18 protein-coding genes are annotated in these 18,736 nt (G+C 48.2%); 6 read left to right on the top strand and 12 right to left on the bottom strand.

Annotated features, from left to right (window positions below; genetic code table 11):
- Both MKX50_RS12125 and MKX50_RS12120 read left to right on the top strand, forming a co-directional pair.
- Entirely contained in the window at positions 1–438 is a 438-nt protein-coding gene (locus MKX50_RS12125) for a PTS sugar transporter subunit IIA (protein ID WP_213588431.1), read from the top strand.
- Positions 435–1,589, top strand: coding sequence for a mannitol-1-phosphate 5-dehydrogenase (locus MKX50_RS12120; RefSeq protein ID WP_339159795.1), 1,155 nt, complete (start codon positions 435–437; stop codon positions 1,587–1,589). Before MKX50_RS12125 ends, MKX50_RS12120 begins: the two co-directional genes overlap by 4 nt.
- 113 nt (positions 1,590–1,702) lie before the next feature.
- Here MKX50_RS12120 and MKX50_RS12115 read toward each other — a convergent pair whose 3' ends face one another.
- Positions 1,703–3,166: a hypothetical protein gene (locus MKX50_RS12115; RefSeq protein WP_339159794.1), complete on the bottom strand. Its 1,464-nt coding sequence runs from the start codon at positions 3,164–3,166 to the stop codon at positions 1,703–1,705.
- A gap of 4 nt (positions 3,167–3,170) precedes the next feature.
- Positions 3,171–3,941 carry an ABC transporter ATP-binding protein gene (locus MKX50_RS12110; protein WP_339159792.1) on the bottom strand — a complete coding sequence of 257 codons (771 nt, stop codon included), beginning with the start codon at positions 3,939–3,941 and terminating at the stop codon, positions 3,171–3,173.
- 287 nt (positions 3,942–4,228) lie between these two features.
- Between MKX50_RS12110 and MKX50_RS12105 the strand changes: the two genes are divergently transcribed.
- Both MKX50_RS12105 and MKX50_RS12100 read left to right on the top strand, forming a co-directional pair.
- The gene (locus MKX50_RS12105) at positions 4,229–5,704 is read left to right on the top strand and encodes a DHA2 family efflux MFS transporter permease subunit (protein WP_213588434.1); all 1,476 of its coding nucleotides are present in this window, start codon (positions 4,229–4,231) and stop codon (positions 5,702–5,704) included.
- Between the two features lie 151 nt (positions 5,705–5,855).
- A complete protein-coding gene (locus MKX50_RS12100; RefSeq protein WP_339159789.1) occupies positions 5,856–6,020 on the top strand; it encodes a GNAT family N-acetyltransferase in 165 nt (54 codons plus the stop codon).
- Positions 6,021–6,228: 208 nt separating this feature from the next.
- Here MKX50_RS12100 and MKX50_RS12095 read toward each other — a convergent pair whose 3' ends face one another.
- From MKX50_RS12095 to MKX50_RS12065, 7 genes are all read right to left on the bottom strand, one after another.
- A complete protein-coding gene (locus MKX50_RS12095; protein WP_339159788.1) occupies positions 6,229–6,690 on the bottom strand; it encodes a fructose PTS transporter subunit IIA in 462 nt (153 codons plus the stop codon).
- A gap of 4 nt (positions 6,691–6,694) precedes the next feature.
- Positions 6,695–8,071 (bottom strand): fructose-specific PTS transporter subunit EIIC, encoded by a 1,377-nt coding sequence (locus MKX50_RS12090; protein ID WP_213588436.1) that lies wholly within the window; start codon positions 8,069–8,071, stop codon positions 6,695–6,697.
- A gap of 40 nt (positions 8,072–8,111) precedes the next feature.
- On the bottom strand, positions 8,112–9,050 hold the full coding sequence (gene pfkB, locus MKX50_RS12085; RefSeq protein WP_339159786.1) for a 1-phosphofructokinase: 939 nt from the start codon (positions 9,048–9,050) through the stop codon (positions 8,112–8,114).
- A complete protein-coding gene (locus MKX50_RS12080) occupies positions 9,047–9,832 on the bottom strand; it encodes a DeoR/GlpR family DNA-binding transcription regulator (RefSeq protein WP_213588438.1) in 786 nt (261 codons plus the stop codon). Before MKX50_RS12080 ends, pfkB begins: the two co-directional genes overlap by 4 nt.
- A 323-nt stretch (positions 9,833–10,155) precedes the next feature.
- Positions 10,156–11,226 (bottom strand): LLM class flavin-dependent oxidoreductase, encoded by a 1,071-nt coding sequence (locus MKX50_RS12075; protein WP_213588439.1) that lies wholly within the window; start codon positions 11,224–11,226, stop codon positions 10,156–10,158.
- Between the two features lie 28 nt (positions 11,227–11,254).
- On the bottom strand, positions 11,255–12,106 hold the full coding sequence (locus MKX50_RS12070; protein ID WP_213589371.1) for a VOC family protein: 852 nt from the start codon (positions 12,104–12,106) through the stop codon (positions 11,255–11,257).
- Between the two features lie 14 nt (positions 12,107–12,120).
- Positions 12,121–12,528, bottom strand: coding sequence for a DoxX family protein (locus tag MKX50_RS12065; protein WP_213588440.1), 408 nt, complete (start codon positions 12,526–12,528; stop codon positions 12,121–12,123).
- A gap of 188 nt (positions 12,529–12,716) precedes the next feature.
- Here MKX50_RS12065 and MKX50_RS12060 point away from each other — a divergent pair, with 188 nt between their 5' ends.
- On the top strand, positions 12,717–13,025 hold the full coding sequence (locus MKX50_RS12060; protein WP_213588441.1) for a helix-turn-helix domain-containing protein: 309 nt from the start codon (positions 12,717–12,719) through the stop codon (positions 13,023–13,025).
- Between the two features lie 120 nt (positions 13,026–13,145).
- Here the strand turns inward: MKX50_RS12060 and MKX50_RS12055 are convergent, their stop codons facing one another.
- Complete coding sequence (locus MKX50_RS12055; RefSeq protein WP_213588442.1) at positions 13,146–14,003, bottom strand: VOC family protein; 858 nt, start codon at positions 14,001–14,003, stop codon at positions 13,146–13,148.
- Positions 14,004–14,238: 235 nt separating this feature from the next.
- Here MKX50_RS12055 and MKX50_RS12050 point away from each other — a divergent pair, with 235 nt between their 5' ends.
- Positions 14,239–15,417 carry a copper amine oxidase N-terminal domain-containing protein gene (locus MKX50_RS12050; RefSeq protein ID WP_213588443.1) on the top strand — a complete coding sequence of 393 codons (1,179 nt, stop codon included), beginning with the start codon at positions 14,239–14,241 and terminating at the stop codon, positions 15,415–15,417.
- An 80-nt stretch (positions 15,418–15,497) separates the two neighbouring features.
- On the opposite strand, the gene MKX50_RS12045 is transcribed toward MKX50_RS12050, so the two are convergent.
- Together MKX50_RS12045 and thrC are read right to left on the bottom strand one after the other, a co-directional pair.
- On the bottom strand, positions 15,498–17,093 hold the full coding sequence (locus MKX50_RS12045) for an Ig-like domain-containing protein (protein WP_339159783.1): 1,596 nt from the start codon (positions 17,091–17,093) through the stop codon (positions 15,498–15,500).
- Between the two features lie 301 nt (positions 17,094–17,394).
- The gene (thrC, locus tag MKX50_RS12040; protein ID WP_213588445.1) at positions 17,395–18,684 is read right to left on the bottom strand and encodes a threonine synthase; all 1,290 of its coding nucleotides are present in this window, start codon (positions 18,682–18,684) and stop codon (positions 17,395–17,397) included.
- Positions 18,685–18,736: the final 52 nt, after the last annotated feature.

Raw genomic sequence — 18,736 nt, 5'->3', positions numbered from 1 at the left:
ATGGCTATTCTATCTACAGACAAAGTGAAACTCAACGTGAAGGTTCAAGACAAATACGAAGCTATCCGCATGGTGGGACAAATGCTGGTGGACGCTGGCCATGCTCCGCAGGAATATATCGAGAAAATGATCGAACGCGAGGACTCCCTGTCTACCTATCTTGGCGGCGGACTCGCCATGCCGCATGGCACGAACGAAGCCAAGTCCATGATCAAATCCACGGGGATGGCTATTCTTACTGCCCCGGAAGGTATTGATTTTGGCGGAGATGAGCCTGCACGGCTAGTCATCGGCCTTGCAGCTATCCGCGATGATCATATGGGAATTCTAACGAACGTAGCCGTCCTCGTCTCGGACGACGATGAAATGGAACGGATCGTAAACGCGACTTCGGAAGAAGAGCTGATTTCGATTTTCGAAGAGGGGCTGAGCGAATGAAGGCCGTACATTTTGGCGCAGGCAACATCGGTCGAGGCTTTATCGGCTTATTGCTCTCGAAGTCGGGATATGAGGTGACTTTTGTCGATGTAAACGATACGCTGGTCAACCTGCTGCAGAGCAAACGGCAATATACGGTCACCTTGGCCAATGAGCAAGCCGATTCAATCGTCGTCGACAATGTAACCGCGATTGACGGCAAAGATCAAGCTCTTGTCGCCGAAGCTGTTGCAGAGGCCGACATCGTAACGACTGCCGTAGGCGTCTCCGTATTGAAGCATATCGCTGCCGCAATCGCTCAGGGCATTGAACTGAGATTGTCGCGCAGCACCCGACCTCTTCATGTCATTGCCTGCGAAAATGCCATCGGGGGCAGTACGCAGCTTAAAAACCATGTCTACGACCATCTGTCCGCACCCGCAAAAGAGCAGGCCGATCGGTCGATCGATTTCCCCGATGCCGCCGTGGATCGGATCGTACCGCTGCAGCAGCATGAGGACCCGCTGCTCGTCACGGTCGAGCCTTTTTACGAATGGACGGTAGACCGGTCGGCCATTCGAGGGGAATTCCAGGAAATCGCCGGCGTCCATTATGTAGACCGATTGCTGCCTTATATCGAGCGCAAGCTTTTCACCGTGAATACCGGGCACTGTATCGCTGCCTATCATGGTTATCTGAGCGGTTACGAGACCATCCAGGAAGCGATGAAAGATCCCGCAGTCGTCGGCGAGGTTAGAGGAGCCTTGCAGGAATCGGGTGCGATGCTTGTAAGGACGTATTCGTTCGACGAGGCCTCTCACAAGCAGTATATCGAGCAAATTCTCGAACGCTTCATCAATCCTTATTTAACCGATGAGATTGCGCGCGTAGGCCGTTCCCCGATTCGGAAAATTTCTCCGAACGATCGGCTCGTAAGACCGGCACGGCTCGCTCACGAACTGGGGATCCCTGTCCCCCATCTGACAAAAGCGGTTGCCGCGGCTCTGCTATTCGACGAGAGCAGCGATCCGGAATCCGCCGAGCTGCAGGCCTATGTGCGCGAGCACGGGGTTCATGCGGCCATTGAGAAATACACGGAGCTACCGCAGGATCACGCGCTGCATGCCCAAATTGCCGATGAATATGCGAAGCTTAAAGAACATCGATCTTGATTAGCAACGCCGATTGACATTTTGAATTATTTCACTTTATCAGAAAAAGAAGCCGTTTAAACTGCAGTGGCTGTTGTATAGCCTACAGTCTATCGGCTTCTTTTCTCGGCAAGTTATCGATATTCACTGGCACGCACTCCTAAACCAAACATAGCGAGACATGGCAAGAAAAGCAACACAGAAAAGAGATAATGCAGATTGAACCAATATAGTGCAACAGCGATAAGCGTATAAATCAGGCCAGCAAAGCTGGACAATATAGGGATCGGACTTTGCGGCACCTGCTCCAGCATCCCGTTGGAATCTTCCTCTTTGATGATCATCATGACTGCCTGCCCTCCCTTTCGATCAAGGGAAGCAATCCCCAATTGCAGTAAAATAGCGCCCATCGTGATGGATACGCACCACACCAGCGTTTGTAAGATCACTAGGCCATCGATCTGCAAGAACAGAGCTACCACAGGGTACCCGATCAGTACGGGAACTACAACCAGCAAAATCGAAGTTATAAATTTCGCCGTGAAAATATGCCTGCCCTTGGTTCCGCTCATAAAATAAAGAAGATAGCTCTGCTTTTCTTGCTGATATAGCGCAGACACAATCTCACCAAACGCCAGCATGGTATAGAGAACGACAAATCCAAATACATAAGCAGGGGTGTTCTGCCCGGTAAGGAAGGAATTAAACATTCCGATTTTTGTGAGAACAATAGCCGCAATCATTCCAATCAGCCATAAGCCTACTCTCACTAATGTAATCTTATTTTTAATAATTAAAATCCAATCCTTGATCATAACTGCATTTTGCGGAGTTGAGATCAGATGGGAAATCCCGCTATCTTTGTTCTGGATCCGTTTATCATTCTCTACAAATCGAAGCCAGCCTTCATAATACAGCTCCCCCATTTTCCCTGTGAGAAGAAGCAATACGATTACACCTGCACCGCAGACCGCAGCAACCGGATACATGATCTGTTCAAATTGGCTCCAAAAAACAGAGGATACCGACTCCAGTGAAACTAACACCCATATGATAAAGCCAAACAACGCCAAATAACCAATCGTCGCTATGCCGACAAATCCCTTTACGATGGCCGGAATATAATACATGGTAATAATCATCAGATAGCGGCAGACCAGATCGACGGTCATCTCGGCTGCAAATCCAATGACAAACAACAATACCCCTGTCGTCAATTTATCGGCCATGCCCAGGCCGCTTGTCAGCGGAATCGTCAGGATTAAAGCTGCCCATAAATATAAAGGCATCCGGGATAGCCATTGTCCCATAATGAGCTGGAAGTTAGAGATACCCGACGAATGAAACAGCATCAAATTTTTTTGCATGTACATTTGCGAAGGCAGATCGTTCATAGCACGGAGCAAGCCGACAAGCAGACTTTCAGCGACAATAAAGAGAATTTTTTTAGATAAATCGGCCTCCATAAAAATATTCCCAAATTTCTCTGAAAAATAAATGGGAATCGCGATTCCTAGCAATAGAATCCAGATTAGCAATTTAGCCCGGCTGTGGTATAAATATTGATTCAGGAAAGGGCGATTATAGTAATAGATCATCGATTTAATTGTTGAGGGTAACAGGTTTTTCACCCCTTTCTATTAGAGATAGAAAGATCTCCTCCAGCTTGCTCTCCGATTCCATGCCCCGGCTTTGGCGCAGCTCCTCCATCGTCCCCATGGCCTGAATCTTCCCGGCGTCCAGAATAGCAATCGTGTCAGCCATCTCCTCTACCACATCAAGAATATGCGTCGTAAGAAACACGGTGACGCCATTCTTCTTCGCTGATCGATAGATTTGATCCTTGACCTCTCGAGCGGCCAAAGGATCTAGACCATTGGTTACTTCATCCAGGAATAGAACCTCTGGGTTGTGAATGAGTCCGCACGCAATAGCGGTTTTCCTTTTCATCCCTAAGGAATAAGCCTTGATTAACTTATCCGCACTCTCCAGCAAGCCGAACTGAGTCAGCAACTCCTCCGTCCTATGATGGATCTCTTCCCTGCCAAGTCCGTACAAGCCACCGACAAATCGCAGCATCTCCCGGCCTGTTAAGCCTTCATGCAGGAGGGGGACATCAGGTACATAGCCTGTAATTTTCCGAATGCTCTTATCCTTCCACATGTCAATCCCCTTAATCAAAATGCTGCCTGAGGATGGCTTTAGCTGGCCTGTCATCATTTTCATCGTTGTTGTTTTCCCGGCTCCATTACTTCCAAGGAAAGCAAAGATTTCTCCCTGGGGAACAGAGATCGATAGATTGTCTACAGCAAGATGCTTATCATAAAATCGGGTAAGGCCTTTCAGCTCAATCATATGGAGCATTTCGTTCATCTAGCATTCACATTCCTTTCATCATGACTGGAATTGAGTATCAATGAACAATGTAAAGCCAGTTTATTATACAGTAATTAGAATCGTATGTTAAATTTGTAATATTATTTATCTACTGCATCTTATCTGACTTTACTTTTATACTGATAACTGACCAGCCTGTGCAAAATGCTCCGTTGATGAAAAATTGATTATAATTAAAAATTACAATTTAAATCGATAAAATTTTACATTAATCTGTTACAATAAACACTGATCAAAATAAAAAATAAGGATAGGGATGAGACTTGAATTCTACTTCTACTACACAGCAACAAGATTTACAAAACATCAAGAAGCTGCCGATATTGATCTCGCTCATAATCGGGGCCTTCTTCTCCATTCTGAATGAAACGCTGCTCAATATCGCTCTGCCGAAGCTTGAAGTGGCACTGGAAGTTTCTGCTTCTACGCTGCAATGGCTCGCTACGGGCTATATGCTGGTCGTCGGCGTGCTCATTCCTGTATCAGCGCTGCTTGTTCAATGGTTTACAACGCGGCAGATGTTCCTGGGCGCTATGGTGCTGTTTACGGTGGGGACGTTTCTCTGCGGAATCGCCCCGAATTTTGAAATCCTGTTGATCGGTCGTTTACTTCAAGCAAGCGGAGCAGGCTTGATGCTGCCCGTCATGATGAACACGATTCTCGTTCTGTATCCGCCGGAGACGCGCGGGGCAGCTATGGGCACGATCGGACTCGTGATCATGTTTGCTCCAGCGATCGGCCCCACTCTTTCGGGCTTGATTCTGCAGTTTGCCGACTGGCGCTGGCTGTTCTTCCTGGTGCTTCCTTTTGCAATCGGCTCGATCGTAGTCTCGTTCATTTTCTTGAAAAATGTCACCACCGTTACCAAGCCAAGAGTCGACGTACTGTCGATTCTGCTGTCGACGCTCGGGTTCGGCGGCATCGTATTCGGCTTCAGCAGTGCGGGTAAAGCGGATACGACCTGGGCCAGCACGGAAGTATACGTCCCGTTAATCGTAGGCGGCGTGTCATTGCTTCTATTTGTCATCCGGCAGCTAAGGTCGAAGGAACCTATGCTCGATTTCCGCGTTTTTAAATTCTCGATGTTTACGCTCACGACGATCATGCTCATCATCGCAATGATGACGATGTTCTCGACGATGCTGCTGCTCCCCTTCCTGATGCAAGGGGTGTTCCTGATGACGACCTTCGCGGCCGGGCTGGTCCTCCTTCCCGGAGGATTACTCAATGGACTGATTTCACCGGTTACCGGCAAGCTGTTCGATAAGTTCGGCCCGCGTGCGCTTGTTATTCCAGGCAGCACGCTGCTGGTCATCATCATGTGGCTGTTTACGCGAATCGATTTGCAGACAACTACAACGATTCTGGTCCTGCTGCATGTTCTGCTGATGGTCGCCATCGCGATGATTATGATGCCGATGCAAACCAATGGGCTGAACCAGCTGCCGCAGCGGATGTATCCGCACGGGACAGCAGTATTGAACACTTTGCAGCAAATTGCCGGAGCCATCGGCGTGGCGTTATTCATCAGTATTATGACGTCAGGACAGCAATCTTATTTCATGTCGTTAACGGCGGAGCCAACACCTGCGCAAATCGCGGAGGGTTTGCTGTCTGGCATTCATAGAGCTTTTGTAATCGGCTTGGTATTCGCGGTTATCGCTTTAGTACTATCGCTATTCACGAAGCGGACGAAAGCTCCTAAGGAGCAGTTCGCAGCCAGCAACAGCCCATCTTAAAAAGGCTCTAAATAAAAAAAGGACGATTCCCTCTGCTCTTGGGGCCGGAATCGTCCTTTTTGGTAGACTTTTTTAAAAAATTTAATTCCCATAATAAAGAAGGATATATGCAGTTTATTGGATTGCAGAATCTTATGTTGATGATTTTGAATTGCGTGCTATTTACTCAGAAGAGATTCTAGTCGGATTTCTCGTATTTTGTCTGAATCCAGACATGGATGATAACTATTGGGATGATAACTATTGGATTCCTGCTATAATGATTGACGACAAGCATCAAGGCAAAGGTTATGGAAAAGCAGCCATGGAGCCTTGATTCAGTTTATGAGTGTTTCAAATTGTACAAGAATAATGATTGGACATAGCCCAGATAATCAAATTGCGGGAATGTTGTATGAATCTTTAGGATTTATTAAAGTTAGTGTGGATGTAATAGACGGTGAAATAGTTCGTCTACTTCAAATCAATTAGCAAATTAAATGGACTGCCGGCAGGTGACGGCAGTCCATTTAAGTTATTTCAGATTAAATCGTTTCTAAAAACTTGAGCAGCTGCCCACGGTCGGAAACGGACAAAAGCTGGCTTCTGAAATCATCGTCCATCAGTTTCCGGGACAGCGCGACAAGAATTTGCAAATGCTCGTTCCCTTTCGCTTCCTCCGGTACCGCAATCATGAAAACAATCGAGACGGGCTGACCGTCGATTGAGCTCCAATCCAGCGGATTCGCGAGCTTAGCGAAGGCTAGCGCCGGTTCTTTCACGCCGGACGACTTGCCATGGGGAATGGCTACCTTAAAACCGATTCCCGTAGAGCTCATTTCCTCACGGTTCATTACCGCTTCTAAATAAGCGGATTTATCGGCAACCGCTCCGGATTGTTCTAGGGCGTCGATCATCGCGTGAATGCATTCCTCCCTGCTTGCTGCATTCAATGGCATCAAAATAGCATGTTCATTCAGGAGTTCAATAATTTTCAAGTTGTTCACCCACCTAGTTGTTAATTACAGGTTTCTTCAAAACGGATAGTATTAAGGCAGTTACGACGGTTCCGATCGCAATCGCCAGTGCATACAGACCTACTTGCGTTACGGCATTAGGAATCGCCAAGACGAAGATTCCGCCATGGGGCGCTTGCAGCGTAGCTCCAAACAGCATGGACAAGGCTCCGGTTACCGCCGAACCTGCCATAATGGAAGGAATTACGCGGAATGGATCGCCAGCTGCAAACGGAATCGCACCCTCGGTAATGAATGAAATGCCCAGTACGGCGGCTGACTTGCCCGCATTTCTCTCATCAAGCGTAAATTTCTTCGGCGCGATGATCGTAGCCAGCCACAATCCGAGCGGCGGGGTCATTCCCGCGGCCATCACCGCGGCCATCGGACCATAGACGCTGCTGGCCAAAAGGCCAACCGCAAAGGTGTAAGCAGCTTTATTCACCGGACCGCCCATATCGAAAGCCATCATAGCACCGAGCAGCAGCCCGAGCAGCACCGCATTGGTAGAGCCGATCGTATTTAGCCAGTTCGTCAATCCGTCCATCGTGAACTTGACCGGCTCTCCGATGACGTAGATCATGAGCAATCCGGTAATGCCTGTTGCCAGTAGCGGAATAATCAGGATCGGCTTAAGGCCTTCCAGGTTGCGTGGCAGCTTGATCCAATCTTTAAGCCACTTGGCCAAGTAACCTGCCAGAAAGCCGGCAGCAATCCCGCCGATGAATCCCGCGCCGATTTGCGAGGCCAGCATCCCACCGACCAGGCCTGGGGCCAGTCCCGGCTTCTCGGCGATCGAGAAAGCGATGAAGCCCGCAAGGATGGGCACCATCAGAGCGAAGGCTGCTCCTCCGCCAATATCCATAAGCGCTGCGGCCAGTGTCCCCTTCTCATTAAATGCTTCAATACCAAAGATAAATGAAATCGCTATCAACAATCCGCCAGCAACGACGAGCGGAAGCATCGCCGATACCCCTGTCATCAGATGTTTGTATGGCCCTTTACGCGAAGCACCGCGATCAGATTTCGCTTGATTGATCTGCTTCAAGTAATCATCAGCAGATGCCGCCTTCATCGCCAAGGCCTGGTCGAGCAAGCCGGCAGGGTCTTTCAACGCTTGGGCCACGCCCACCTTCACCACAGGCTTACCCGCAAACCGGGATTCAAGGACATCGGTATCCGCAGCGAGAATCACCGCATGGGCCTCGGCAATATCCTGCTCTGTCAGTTCGTTCTCGACTCCAATTGCACCGCGCGTCTCCACCTTGAGCTCGATGTTCTTCGCCTTCGCCGCCTTGATGAGCGACTCCGCGGCCATATACGTATGAGCTACTCCCGTGGGACATGCCGTTACAGCTATGATTTTACGCATTGTTCATTCTCCTCCTCATCATGATGAACTTCCCGCCCGGTTAAATCATCGGTTCGATCTCGATCCGGTTAAGCGATTCCTCTACTTGCTCCATCGTACAGACATCGGTTCCTGATTTGGATGCGGTGACCGTACCCGCCGCTGAGGTCCAACGTGCCATCTCCGCGGTTGTCTTGCAGGCAAGCAGACAGTATGCCATCGCAGCGACCATCGAATCCCCCGCCCCAACCGTGCTAAGCGGTGTAATCGGGAATGGCCTTGCGCGGTACGCTTCCTCTTTCGTTACCAGAATCGAACCCTCGCCTCCCATGGATACCAAGATATAAGACATGCCTTTGCTAACCAAACCTCTTGCTGCTGATACAATTTGTTCCTCGCTCGTGAATTTCGTACCCAATAGCGTCTCTAACTCATAAATGTTGGGCTTCAGGGCAAAAGGCACGGCTTCGATTCCGCGGGCCAGAGCCTCTCCGTCAGCATCCAAAATCGTTCGCACCCCCTTGCGATTTGCAATTTCGATCAGACGACGATAGTAATCTGCAGGCGTTCCCGGAGGCAAGCTTCCTCCGAGGACGACGATAGCCGCATCGTCCAGTCCGGCTTCATAACAGGCAAGGAACTGTTCCAAAAGCTCTTGGCTAGGTATGCAGCCTGCTTCATTAAGTTCGGTCGTTTGCTTTGTATGTTCATCGACGACCTTCAGATTCGTGCGAGTTTCTCCTTCAGCCTCGATGAACCGAGACGGAATTCCCTGTTCACTCAGCTTATCTAAGATGATTTTTCCTTGATGCCCTCCCTGGATCCCCCATGCGATGACAGGAACCGAGAAACTATGTAAAACTTTGGCGACATTGATGCCCTTGCCCCCGGCATCCGTGCGCATCGTCTTGATCCGATTCAATTCGCCCGGCGCGAAGTGTTCCACTGTTACAGTCTTATCTACTGCCGGATTTAAAGTTACCGTATGAATTGTCTTCATCTTGATGTTCTCCCCGCTATCGTGACTTTGATCCCTTCCGCTTCCATCTCGCCGATTGCCTGCTCTGATACCGCTTCATCGACGATACAGTGATGAATTTCCGCTAAATCTGCAACCTTCGCAAATGAAATTTGACCGAATTTGCTATGGTCAGCCACTAAAATAATTTGCTTGGCCGCCTGAATCATGCAGCGCTTCGTTTCCGCTTCAGTCAAATTCGGCGTGGTCAGGCCGGCGTCCGTATCTACGCCATTCATCGCCAGAAACAATTTATTTACGCGAATGGCTCCAATGGAACGATTCGCTAGCGGACCGACCATCGCTTGGGTTTCATGACGCAGCGTACCTCCGGTAAGCAGGATCTGAATATGCTTCGCCTGCTTTAGCACCTCTGCGACCATATTCGAGTTCGTAACCACGGTCAGCTCCTGGAAGTCTTTCAGATGCTGAGCTAAATAATACGTTGTCGTACCCGAATCGAGAAAGATCGTATCCCCCTCCTCGATGAAGGCTAATGCGCTGCGGGCGATCTCTTCCTTTTGTGACCGGTAGCGGTCTTCTTTCTCGATGAAGGTCGGTTCCACGCTATCCTGCTCAATGGCCACCGCGCCACCATGCGTTCTGCGCAGCTGTCTCGCTTCTTCCAAGTCTCTTAAATCCCGGCGTACGGTCGATTCGGATACGTTGAACTGTACAGCCAGCTCCGGAACCAATGCCCGGCCACGGCTTTGTACATATTGTGCAATTTCTCGTTTGCGTTCTTCTTCAAAAAGGGTTGTCATTGTTCTAACCTCATTTCTAGTACGGTTTCTATCTTTATAATATATATCATAAACTTAGAAGATTACGCTCATACGTGATCGTTTGTCGTTGTTTATGATTATATGTGATCATATTGGTTTTGTAAAGCGTTTTCAACTAGGTTATTGGCACAAAATCGAGTATATGTAATCATAAATCATCAAATATGAGCATACGTTGTTCGAAATACCTTGTTATACAAAAAAGGCCCCTTGTCAGCCAATATAGAGGCTAACAAGGAGGCAGAGCCGAATTGCATATTTCCCGTTCTTATGATTGTTCTTCGAAAACTACCGTAAACCGATTATTTACTCGTTGCTTTGCGGACAACAGGAATTATTTCTGTAGCGATGAGCTCAATGCCTGAAGCAACTTTATGAAACGGTAAGCCGCCGATGTCAATCTGGGCAATGAAACGCTGATGTCCAAACAGCTCGTACTGACGAAGGATTTTCTCTGCAATCTGCTGTGGACTGCCCACAAACAGGGCCGTATTCGGACCTGTCATCTGTTCATAATCAGCCCGCGTCATTCTAAACGCCATTCCTCGCTGCCGGTTTACATACGACCAGTAATTCGAGTAATAAGGATAAAATTCATCCTTGGCTTGCTGGGTAGTCTTCGAGACGTACCCATGACCCGTCACACCTAACTTAAGGGCTTCAAAATTATGCCCAGCCTCTATCCCCGCGCTATGGTATGCTGCGACCAGCGGCATAAATCGTTTCGGATCACCGCCAAGCATCGCTATAGCCATGGGAACGCCTAACCGGCCTGCGCGAGCTGCGCTATCCAGCGTCCCCCCGACACCAACCCAGATGGGCAGCTGCTTCTGTACAGGCCGAGGGGAAATTTCGGCATTCCTTAGAGGGGGACGAAATCGACCGCTCCAAGTTATATTTTCATGCTTGTTAAGTTTTAAAAATAATTCCAGATGTTCTGAAAACAGTTCGTCATAATCGCTTGTGTCATAACCGAATAGAGGGAAAGATTCCACAAACGCCCCTCGACCAGCAATAATCTCTGCCCGGCCGTCCGAAACTAGATCTAACGTCGCGAAGTCCTCAAACAGACGAACAGGGTCTACCGTACTAAGCACTGTGGTCGTGCTTGTCAGCTTGATTCGCTTAGTGACTTGTGCAATGGCCGCCAAAATAACAGGGGGCGCAGACACGGCATAGTCCAGCCGATGATGTTCACCCACTCCAAAAACGTCAAATCCCGCCTCATCCGCAAGTTTTGCCGCTGCGATGATATCCATAATCCTTTGCCGTGCACTAACACTTGTTCCAGTAAGGGGATCGGGACCTATATCTGCAAGCGTATAAAGTCCAATTTCGATACCTGAATTTATAGACTGTTCTCCCTCTTTCATGACACTCCTCCTATAAAGCTTTTTAGGATCAGACCAGCATTAGAATACGATTCCCCGATGGATCGGCTGTAGCGAATGCCCCATTCTCCTCCGTAACGGAGGCACCTATATTTTTTAAATTCGCGATGACTTGCTCTCGCGCTGCAGCATTGGGATACATTAATGTAAATGATTTGAGACCGGCACTGTTCTCAGCTGGATGGGGCGCACCCACACCATTCCATGTATTTAAGCCAATATGGTGATGGTATTTACCCGTAGAAATGAACATCGCCTGCGCCCCATAGCGGTTGACGATCTCGAATCCAAGTCCCTTAACATAAAATTCTTCAGCCCGATGCATTTCAGATACGTGCAAATGGACATGCCCCATCACCGTTTCGGACGGCAACCCTTCCCATGCTTTGTTCTGATCTGCTCCCGATAGAAGGTCACTAAAATTCAATGGATCCACAGCCATTTCCACTTCACCTTTATTCCATACCCATTCCGAAGGAGCACGGTCTCTGTAAATTTCAATCCCGTTCCCATCCGGATCCGATAAGTAGAGAGCTTCACTGACAAGATGATCGGAAGAACCGATTCTTAGCCCAAGATGAGCGAAATGCTGAACGATGCGCGCCAAATCCGAGCGGCTAGGCAGGAGCAAAGCAAAATGGTACAAGCCGGTGGTCTTTCCTTGCATCGGCACGACGTTATCAGGTTGTTCAATGGACAGCAAAACCGTCTTTCCATCTGCGGTCAAGTTCGCCGTTTTTTCTGTTTGGTCCAGGACCTTAAAGCCGATGATTTCCTTATAAAATTTCAGCGCACGTTCTAGATGTTGAACCTTAAGATTTACTTGCCCGACATAGATATTGGGTTCGCGGTGAAAGCTCATCATACACACCTCTTTTAAGCTTTTTTCGTTTGGAACAAAATATTGTCTAATGCCCAGGAAGTTCTATTCTTCAAAGCGAGATAAACGGAAATTACAAGTAAAATCAAATCCAGCTCATATCCGGCCATTTGTCCATTGCCAAGGAAGCCTATGGCAAGTTTTACTTTGAGGATTGCAACCGCCATGATGATCGCGAATAAACCGGCGACAACCCTTGTTCCAAGTCCTAATATCATTGCAATTCCGCCTAATAATTCAACTAGCGCTACGACATAGGCAGCAAAACCAGGCATCCCCAAGCTTTCGAAAAAGGCCGCAGTATTGGCAATTCCACCTTGGAATTTGTCAAGCCCGTGTATCAAGAATGTGATACCTAAAATCAACCTTAACAATGTCAAACCCAGCTCATCTTTTCTTACCATTAACTAAACACTCCTTCATCATGATACCAACTGAACAAACCGGAAGACGAAACTTCAATTTATCAGTTGGTTACTTTATGTAAGTTATTATATTTATATAAACTACATACGTCAAGTGTGTAATTATGTAAAAGTAATGTTGAAACTTGTAGAAAGTGATATACTAAGGATATAAGGAGGAGATTCGATTGGATAAATCAATTTGTCCGGGATTTGAACAAGCTATGAGTTTATTAAGCCAAAGATGGACTGGATTGATAATTTATCAGTTATTATCTGGCCCGCAGCGCTTTTGTAATATTGAAACGGCAATCGGAATAAGCGGCAAAGTGCTTTCAGAGAGATTGAAGGATTTAGAGATCGAGGGAATAGTCAAAAGAGAAATCTATCCGGAAACTCCTGTGCGGATTGAATACTCATTAACGGATAAAGGTTTAGCATTTGAGCCCATTTTTAGTGAAATAGAGAAATGGTCTCGGCATTGGCTAAAAGCATAATTCCTGCATGTTGAATGATGGGCCGGATGAAGTCCAAAGTTACAGCTCCTCATGAATAAAACACCGAAGCTCAGGAACGTACAGCTTCCTGGAGCCTCAGTGCTTTTCGTTGGTGAGTTATTATCCTTTTACAATTAATTGTGTTTGGATTCCGAAAGGATCACTTACTGTAATAGCATTTTCTACGCGTTCGAATGCTACGCCTGCTTCTATAATCCGGGCTTCCACCTCGGCCAGCGCCTGCTGATGAGGCAGTGTTACGGTGTAATACGCCAAGCCAGTTGCATCAGCTGCCGCAGGCGGCGCACCCGCTCCTGCCCAGGTGTTAAGCCCAATATGGTGATGGTAGCCGCCCGCGGAAATGAACAATGCAGCCGAGCCGTAATGAGCCGTAACCTCGAAGCCGAGCACATCACAGTAGAAATGCTTGGCCTGCCGGAGATCGCCTACATGAAAATGGACATGGCCAATTACCGTATCAGCAGGGAGCCCCTGCCACTGCGCCTGTTCGGATATATGCAGCAGCCCCTCAATATCCACAGGATCTGTCGTCATCACATACTCCCCGTCAGCGCTGCGCTGCCAGGTTTCCCGCGGCCGGTCCGCATAAATTTCTATCCCGTTATTGTCCGGATCATTCAAATATAGCGCTTCGCTTACTAGATGATCGCCCTGACCCACTGAAACATTGTGCTTGGCCAAGTTGCGCAGCGCCAAGCCAAGCGACACTCTGTCGGGCAATAATATTGCAAAATGATAAAGACCGGAAGAGCGGCTTGCCGATATGCGATAGCCGTCGTTTGCTTCCAGAACTACGAGCGCATGGCGCCCGTCAGCAGCAAGCTCGGCCACATCGCCCTCTTGCTTCAATAGCTTCAGCCCAATCACCTCTTCATAGAAAGCGATTGAGCGCTCTAAGTTTTGTACCTTCAAACGAACCAGGCCAATCTCCGCCTGCGGATGAATAATTTGTGCCATATGTAGGGCCCCTTCCGTCTATATATTTTATGCAAATAACTTGTAATCACATCAGTTACAAATGTTGTAATCAGTATAGTTACAATTAAACTTTTTGTCAATAACCACCTTCAGCGTAAATAAGGTTTAGACTGGGCAACGGGGGATTGCATGTATGCGTGCAACTTTTTTCCAAACAAATCGTCCAAATATTCGACGACGCAATAATTCCAAATTACGTTGGAGGGAGAACCCCATGAATATCACAAAAAAAGCTTCATCCAAAATTGCAATGATCGGACTGGCAGCCATGTTGTCCATCGCCCCGATCACCTTTTCCTCGGCCTCATCAACTGCCGCAGCGGCAAGCAGCAGCAATTCGAAATCAAGTATCAAACTGTTATTTAACGGCCAGGAATATTCACCTTCGTCTGCGCCACTATTTTACAAAGACTCGGTCTATTTGCCGCTTAGGGATATCGGCGAACTGCTGGGCAGCGTCGTATTCTGGAACGCACAGGATCAGAGCGTGACGATGACCTATCCCAATCGTATTGTGTCCATGAAACTAAATGCTTCCATTGCAACCGTTAACGGTACAACGGTGAAGCTGAATTCCCCGGTTATCGTGCGCAGCGGCCGTACCTTCGTGCCCATCCGCTTCTTCTCGGAGGCGATAGGAGCTGGCGTAGAGTGGAATGCCGCCAAGAAAACAGTTTCGTTATCCCAGAAATCGCCCTATGTTCAGGGAGCTGGCGTGAATACAAGCATATGGCTGAATAAGAACACAGGGGATTTATATTTTGCTTACCCGTTTGAAGCAAAACCGGAACACGTGGGCCAATTGAATGTCGATATTCAAGAATTCACGACGATCAGCGCCTACAGCATGCCAAGCGCCCAGCAGAGCTATATCATTACGGTTGAAGACAATTATGGAGAACCACATGTCCATACGAATGTGTACACGGCCTTCATCAAAGACAAACAGGTCATCAGCCAGAGCAAAGCTTATTATTTCCAGCGTTATGAGAAAAACGCCGTAGTGGATCAAGATGGGAATGCGGTTCTCACCGATGGCAAGCTGCTATCAATCATTGACGCCGATGGCCAGGTCATCCGGGAATATGATCTGCCCAAGCTTACCGGCAAAGACGAGAACCACTCCGTTCTAGCTGTAAGCTCATCCTATTTGCTAATCCGCCCGAATCTAAGCGGGCATCTGACATTGATCAACTTGAAGGATAACTCGGCAACCTTATTGTATCAGCAGTTCCTGAGCGGTGAAGAACTTGAATATGCCGAAATGAACGATGTCCCGTATCATGGGGATAATCTTGTCTTTTTGGGTGAGACCGGGGATGGCAGTCTGCAATTCGAGAACCGCAGCCTATATGATAACCATAGTAAAAAGTACGTATTCAAGCTGAAATAAAAGAAGAACCGGGTTTCCCCGGTTCTTTTTCTGTGGATCAGTTTCATGGCGTTTGTGCCGTATCCTTCTCACGCAGGTAATTAATATACGTCAACAATGGCCGTTGTTTCATAACCGTTATAAGTTACCTTCAAAGAAGTTCGACCTGCCTTCAATCCAATGATTTGACCGTCCTCTATCCGGGCAATTGCGGGGTCGCTCACCTCGAAATGGCTATCGCCAGTAACATCTGCGAGCTTGTTGCCCTCCTGATAGTAGGCGACTAGATCCAGCGGTTGGCCGATATTAACACTATATTCTGCAGAGTCCAACAGAACAGCCGTGTACGTCCTCACGACAAAGACAGTGGCTTCTGTCGACATGCTGTTAAATACCGCTCGAATCTTCGTTTGTCCGAGACGATGCCCTGTCAGATTGCCCTCCTCATCAATAGAAACAATAGATTCATCTTCCGAGGTATAAGCAGCTTGTCCCGTGACATCGCTCTTCACTCCGCCATACACAGCTGTAACTACCGTATCGAGCCTCTGCCCCTCGACCAGCGAGTAAGCGTTAGAGTCAAAGCTCAGGCCATCTTCCAAAGGAGCTTCCTCATTAGCCCCTTTGAATTTCAGCAGCTTTTGACCCGCAATTACAACAGCTCCCCCGTCCGTTGTAGGAGCCAGCTTGCTTAATCCGCTTAACGCTCGCTGCCATTGCACATTTCCGTTTTCATCCGTCTTATAAATGCCTTCTGTCGTACCTACCAGATAACCGCCATCCGCTGCTTCCTCAAGGGATTTCACTTCTCCATTAAAAGAAAGCGGGAGATACAGCTCTGTCTCGTGTGAGGCTGTATTTTTAAGGAATACAACTTCATTCGTCTCGGCATCCGTGGCAAAAATGATGTATCCTCCATCATCCGTTGCAAGCGCCGCTCCGCTAATAAGCCCCTGATATTCCTGTGTTTCCAGGATCTGACCCTCTGCATCGAGCCGCCATACGTATTGATTTCTAAAGTAACCGTTATATCCTTCCACCAGGTAGCTTCCGTCCGTCAATTCAATCAATCTGTCGGAATGATATCCGAAACTCGCAAATGTATCGCCAAGCTTGGTCGACCATACCGTTTCTCCTTGATCCGTAACTTTGCCGGCGAAAGCTCTGTCATGAATATTAAACCAGCCCCCCAGATTATTGGCATATAGTATCCCTCCATCCTTTGCGAGCCGAATATCTGAAAAACCCGGAGAGGTACCGCCAGTGAGATGTATATATGCTACACTGTTACCTTCGGCATCATATTTTTCGATAAAAAACGGGCTGTTCCGTTCCCTCCCAATTCCGACAGTGCCGCCAATTAAATATCCTCCGTCCGGTGTAGTGGTGCCAGCTCCTGGAAGATATCTTCGGCCGGGTTCGGAGTTTGCCTCATGAAATTTCTCCCAGTATAAATAACCTTCTGTATCGCCCTTAGCTAAATACAAGTCAAAGCTTTGATTATGAGAACCAATCAGGGAGTATCCGTCCTCCGTCTGCTTCACATCGATGAATCGAATGTCCTTACTTAAAGTCCGTTCCCACTCCAATTCGGCTTCATTGCTTGCAGCGGCAGCCCCCCCTGCCGGCAGAACAACAGCAAGAAGCATAACAGTCAGCAGCCATGCAATCCATTTGCGATTAAGGCGTTTATTCATATTTCATTCCTCCAGTAGAATAGAATATTTGAATTAAGTAGAACGCCTGCTGTCTTTTTAAATCATTGATGCTCGCAGAAGCTGCAGTACAAATGAATCTCCGTATTGGCTAGTATTCTTAACGTGCTGAACTATCTTAGTTCATGCTTCTAAATTACTCCTCTCCTCCTATCTTGTTTAATATTTAAAATTGGACAAGCTCGTATTTTACCACCTCCTGGTTCAACATATATAATTAGACTACGATGCACGTTGGAAGTTTCACTATATTTTCCCATAAATATATATTTTTAGAGCAGCCTCAAACCGATTTAAATACATTAAGAGCGATTCTGACAGCTTCTGGCGATAATAGCTCTCCTCCGGGCATATGCGTAATTTCCTCGCTATATAGTTCCTCCAGCGCTGCGACATCCTTTAGCATGTGACCGGTTAGTATCGCCACGGCTGTCTCTTCTTTATCAATAGTTCCATTCGCTCTAAGCTTCTTCAACCCAGCCAGCGTGGCAGCAGAGGCTGGCTCACAGCCGACTCCGCTGCGGTCAATGACCCGCTTGGCCAGCATGATTTCTTCATCGCTGACCGCTACCGTCACCCCTTGCGTTAGTTCCAGCGCAGCCAGAGCTTTCCGCCAGCTGGGCGGATTGCCGATATTCATGGCACTGGCTCGGGTGACAGGATTAGGCTCGGGCACAAGTGTCTTCCTTTTATGCTCTACCATCCGATGAAAGGGACTAGCTCCCTCTGCCTGTACAAGCGCGATACGGGGCAGCTTATCAATCATGCCAAGGCTCCATAAATCGTCCAAACCTTTGCCCAGCGCGGACACATTGCTGAGAGCGCCTCCCGGAATTGCAATCCATTCGGGCATTTTCCATTGCAGCTGCTGCGCCAGCTCGTAGACGATGCTCTTCTGTCCTTCGATCCGATAAGGATTCAGCGAGTTGCACACATACAATCCAAGAACGTCGCCCCACGTTTCCAAGAAGGCTACCCCGTCGTCGTACGTGCCATCAAACCGTATAACCTGCGCCCCGTAAGCGGTGGATTGACTGATTTTTGCCGGAGAGATATTGCTGGCTGGCGCAAAGACTAAGGAGAAGCTCCCGGTCCAGGCTGCGTACATTGCCAGGGATGCCGAGGTATTTCCAGTCGATGAACAGGCAAAAACATTACCCCCTAGAGATAAACCATGCGAAACAGCTGCGGCCATGCCGTTGTCCTTGAAGGAGCCGCTCGGATTCTCGCTCTGCGCCTTCAGCTTCAACTCCCTGATGCCGGCATATGCTGCACAGGCCTGTGAGCGATACAGTCCCGTGTTCCCCTCTCCCCTAGTCGTCAACACATTATCCGGCAATTCCGGGGCAATCAGCTCTTTATATCTCCACACCCCGCCGGCATAGACTGTACCCCGCTCCGTAAAGAGCCTTTGTTCAAATAGCCGCCTTAACCGTTCGCCGTCCAAGCCGCTTAAATCCCGCCATATTTCCAAAATTCCACCGCAATGACAGCGGATCCGCCATTGTCCAACGAACTCTCCCCCGCACTCTAAGCATCGCAGCGTGTATTCCCGGCCATTTCCGTTCCCCATTCAAATCTCTCCTCGATTCCCCATGGATTTATGTTAATAAGACAACAATAAT

This window comes from Paenibacillus sp. FSL W8-0186 (genome assembly GCF_037969765.1).
GTDB lineage: Bacteria > Bacillota > Bacilli > Paenibacillales > Paenibacillaceae > Fontibacillus > Fontibacillus woosongensis.
This window is presented reverse-complemented; position numbering and strand designations above follow the sequence as displayed.

Excerpts from the sequence above, each read along its gene's own strand:
- MKX50_RS12120 (WP_339159795.1), top strand. The coding sequence starts at position 435 with ATGAAGGCCGTACATTTTGGCGCAGGCAACATCGGTCGAGGCTTTATC.
- MKX50_RS12080 (WP_213588438.1), bottom strand. The coding sequence starts at position 9,832 with ATGACAACCCTTTTTGAAGAAGAACGCAAACGAGAAATTGCACAATAT.
- thrC (WP_213588445.1), bottom strand. The coding sequence starts at position 18,684 with ATGGGGAACGGAAATGGCCGGGAATACACGCTGCGATGCTTAGAGTGC.
- pfkB (WP_339159786.1), bottom strand. The coding sequence starts at position 9,050 with ATGAAGACAATTCATACGGTAACTTTAAATCCGGCAGTAGATAAGACT.
- MKX50_RS12045 (WP_339159783.1), bottom strand. The coding sequence starts at position 17,093 with ATGAATAAACGCCTTAATCGCAAATGGATTGCATGGCTGCTGACTGTT.
- MKX50_RS12090 (WP_213588436.1), bottom strand. The coding sequence starts at position 8,071 with ATGCGTAAAATCATAGCTGTAACGGCATGTCCCACGGGAGTAGCTCAT.
- MKX50_RS12110 (WP_339159792.1), bottom strand. The coding sequence starts at position 3,941 with ATGAACGAAATGCTCCATATGATTGAGCTGAAAGGCCTTACCCGATTT.
- MKX50_RS12115 (WP_339159794.1), bottom strand. The coding sequence starts at position 3,166 with ATGATCTATTACTATAATCGCCCTTTCCTGAATCAATATTTATACCAC.
- MKX50_RS12050 (WP_213588443.1), top strand. The coding sequence starts at position 14,239 with ATGAATATCACAAAAAAAGCTTCATCCAAAATTGCAATGATCGGACTG.
- MKX50_RS12075 (WP_213588439.1), bottom strand. The coding sequence starts at position 11,226 with ATGAAAGAGGGAGAACAGTCTATAAATTCAGGTATCGAAATTGGACTT.
- MKX50_RS12055 (WP_213588442.1), bottom strand. The coding sequence starts at position 14,003 with ATGGCACAAATTATTCATCCGCAGGCGGAGATTGGCCTGGTTCGTTTG.
- MKX50_RS12070 (WP_213589371.1), bottom strand. The coding sequence starts at position 12,106 with ATGAGCTTTCACCGCGAACCCAATATCTATGTCGGGCAAGTAAATCTT.
- MKX50_RS12125 (WP_213588431.1), top strand. The coding sequence starts at position 1 with ATGGCTATTCTATCTACAGACAAAGTGAAACTCAACGTGAAGGTTCAA.
- MKX50_RS12065 (WP_213588440.1), bottom strand. The coding sequence starts at position 12,528 with ATGGTAAGAAAAGATGAGCTGGGTTTGACATTGTTAAGGTTGATTTTA.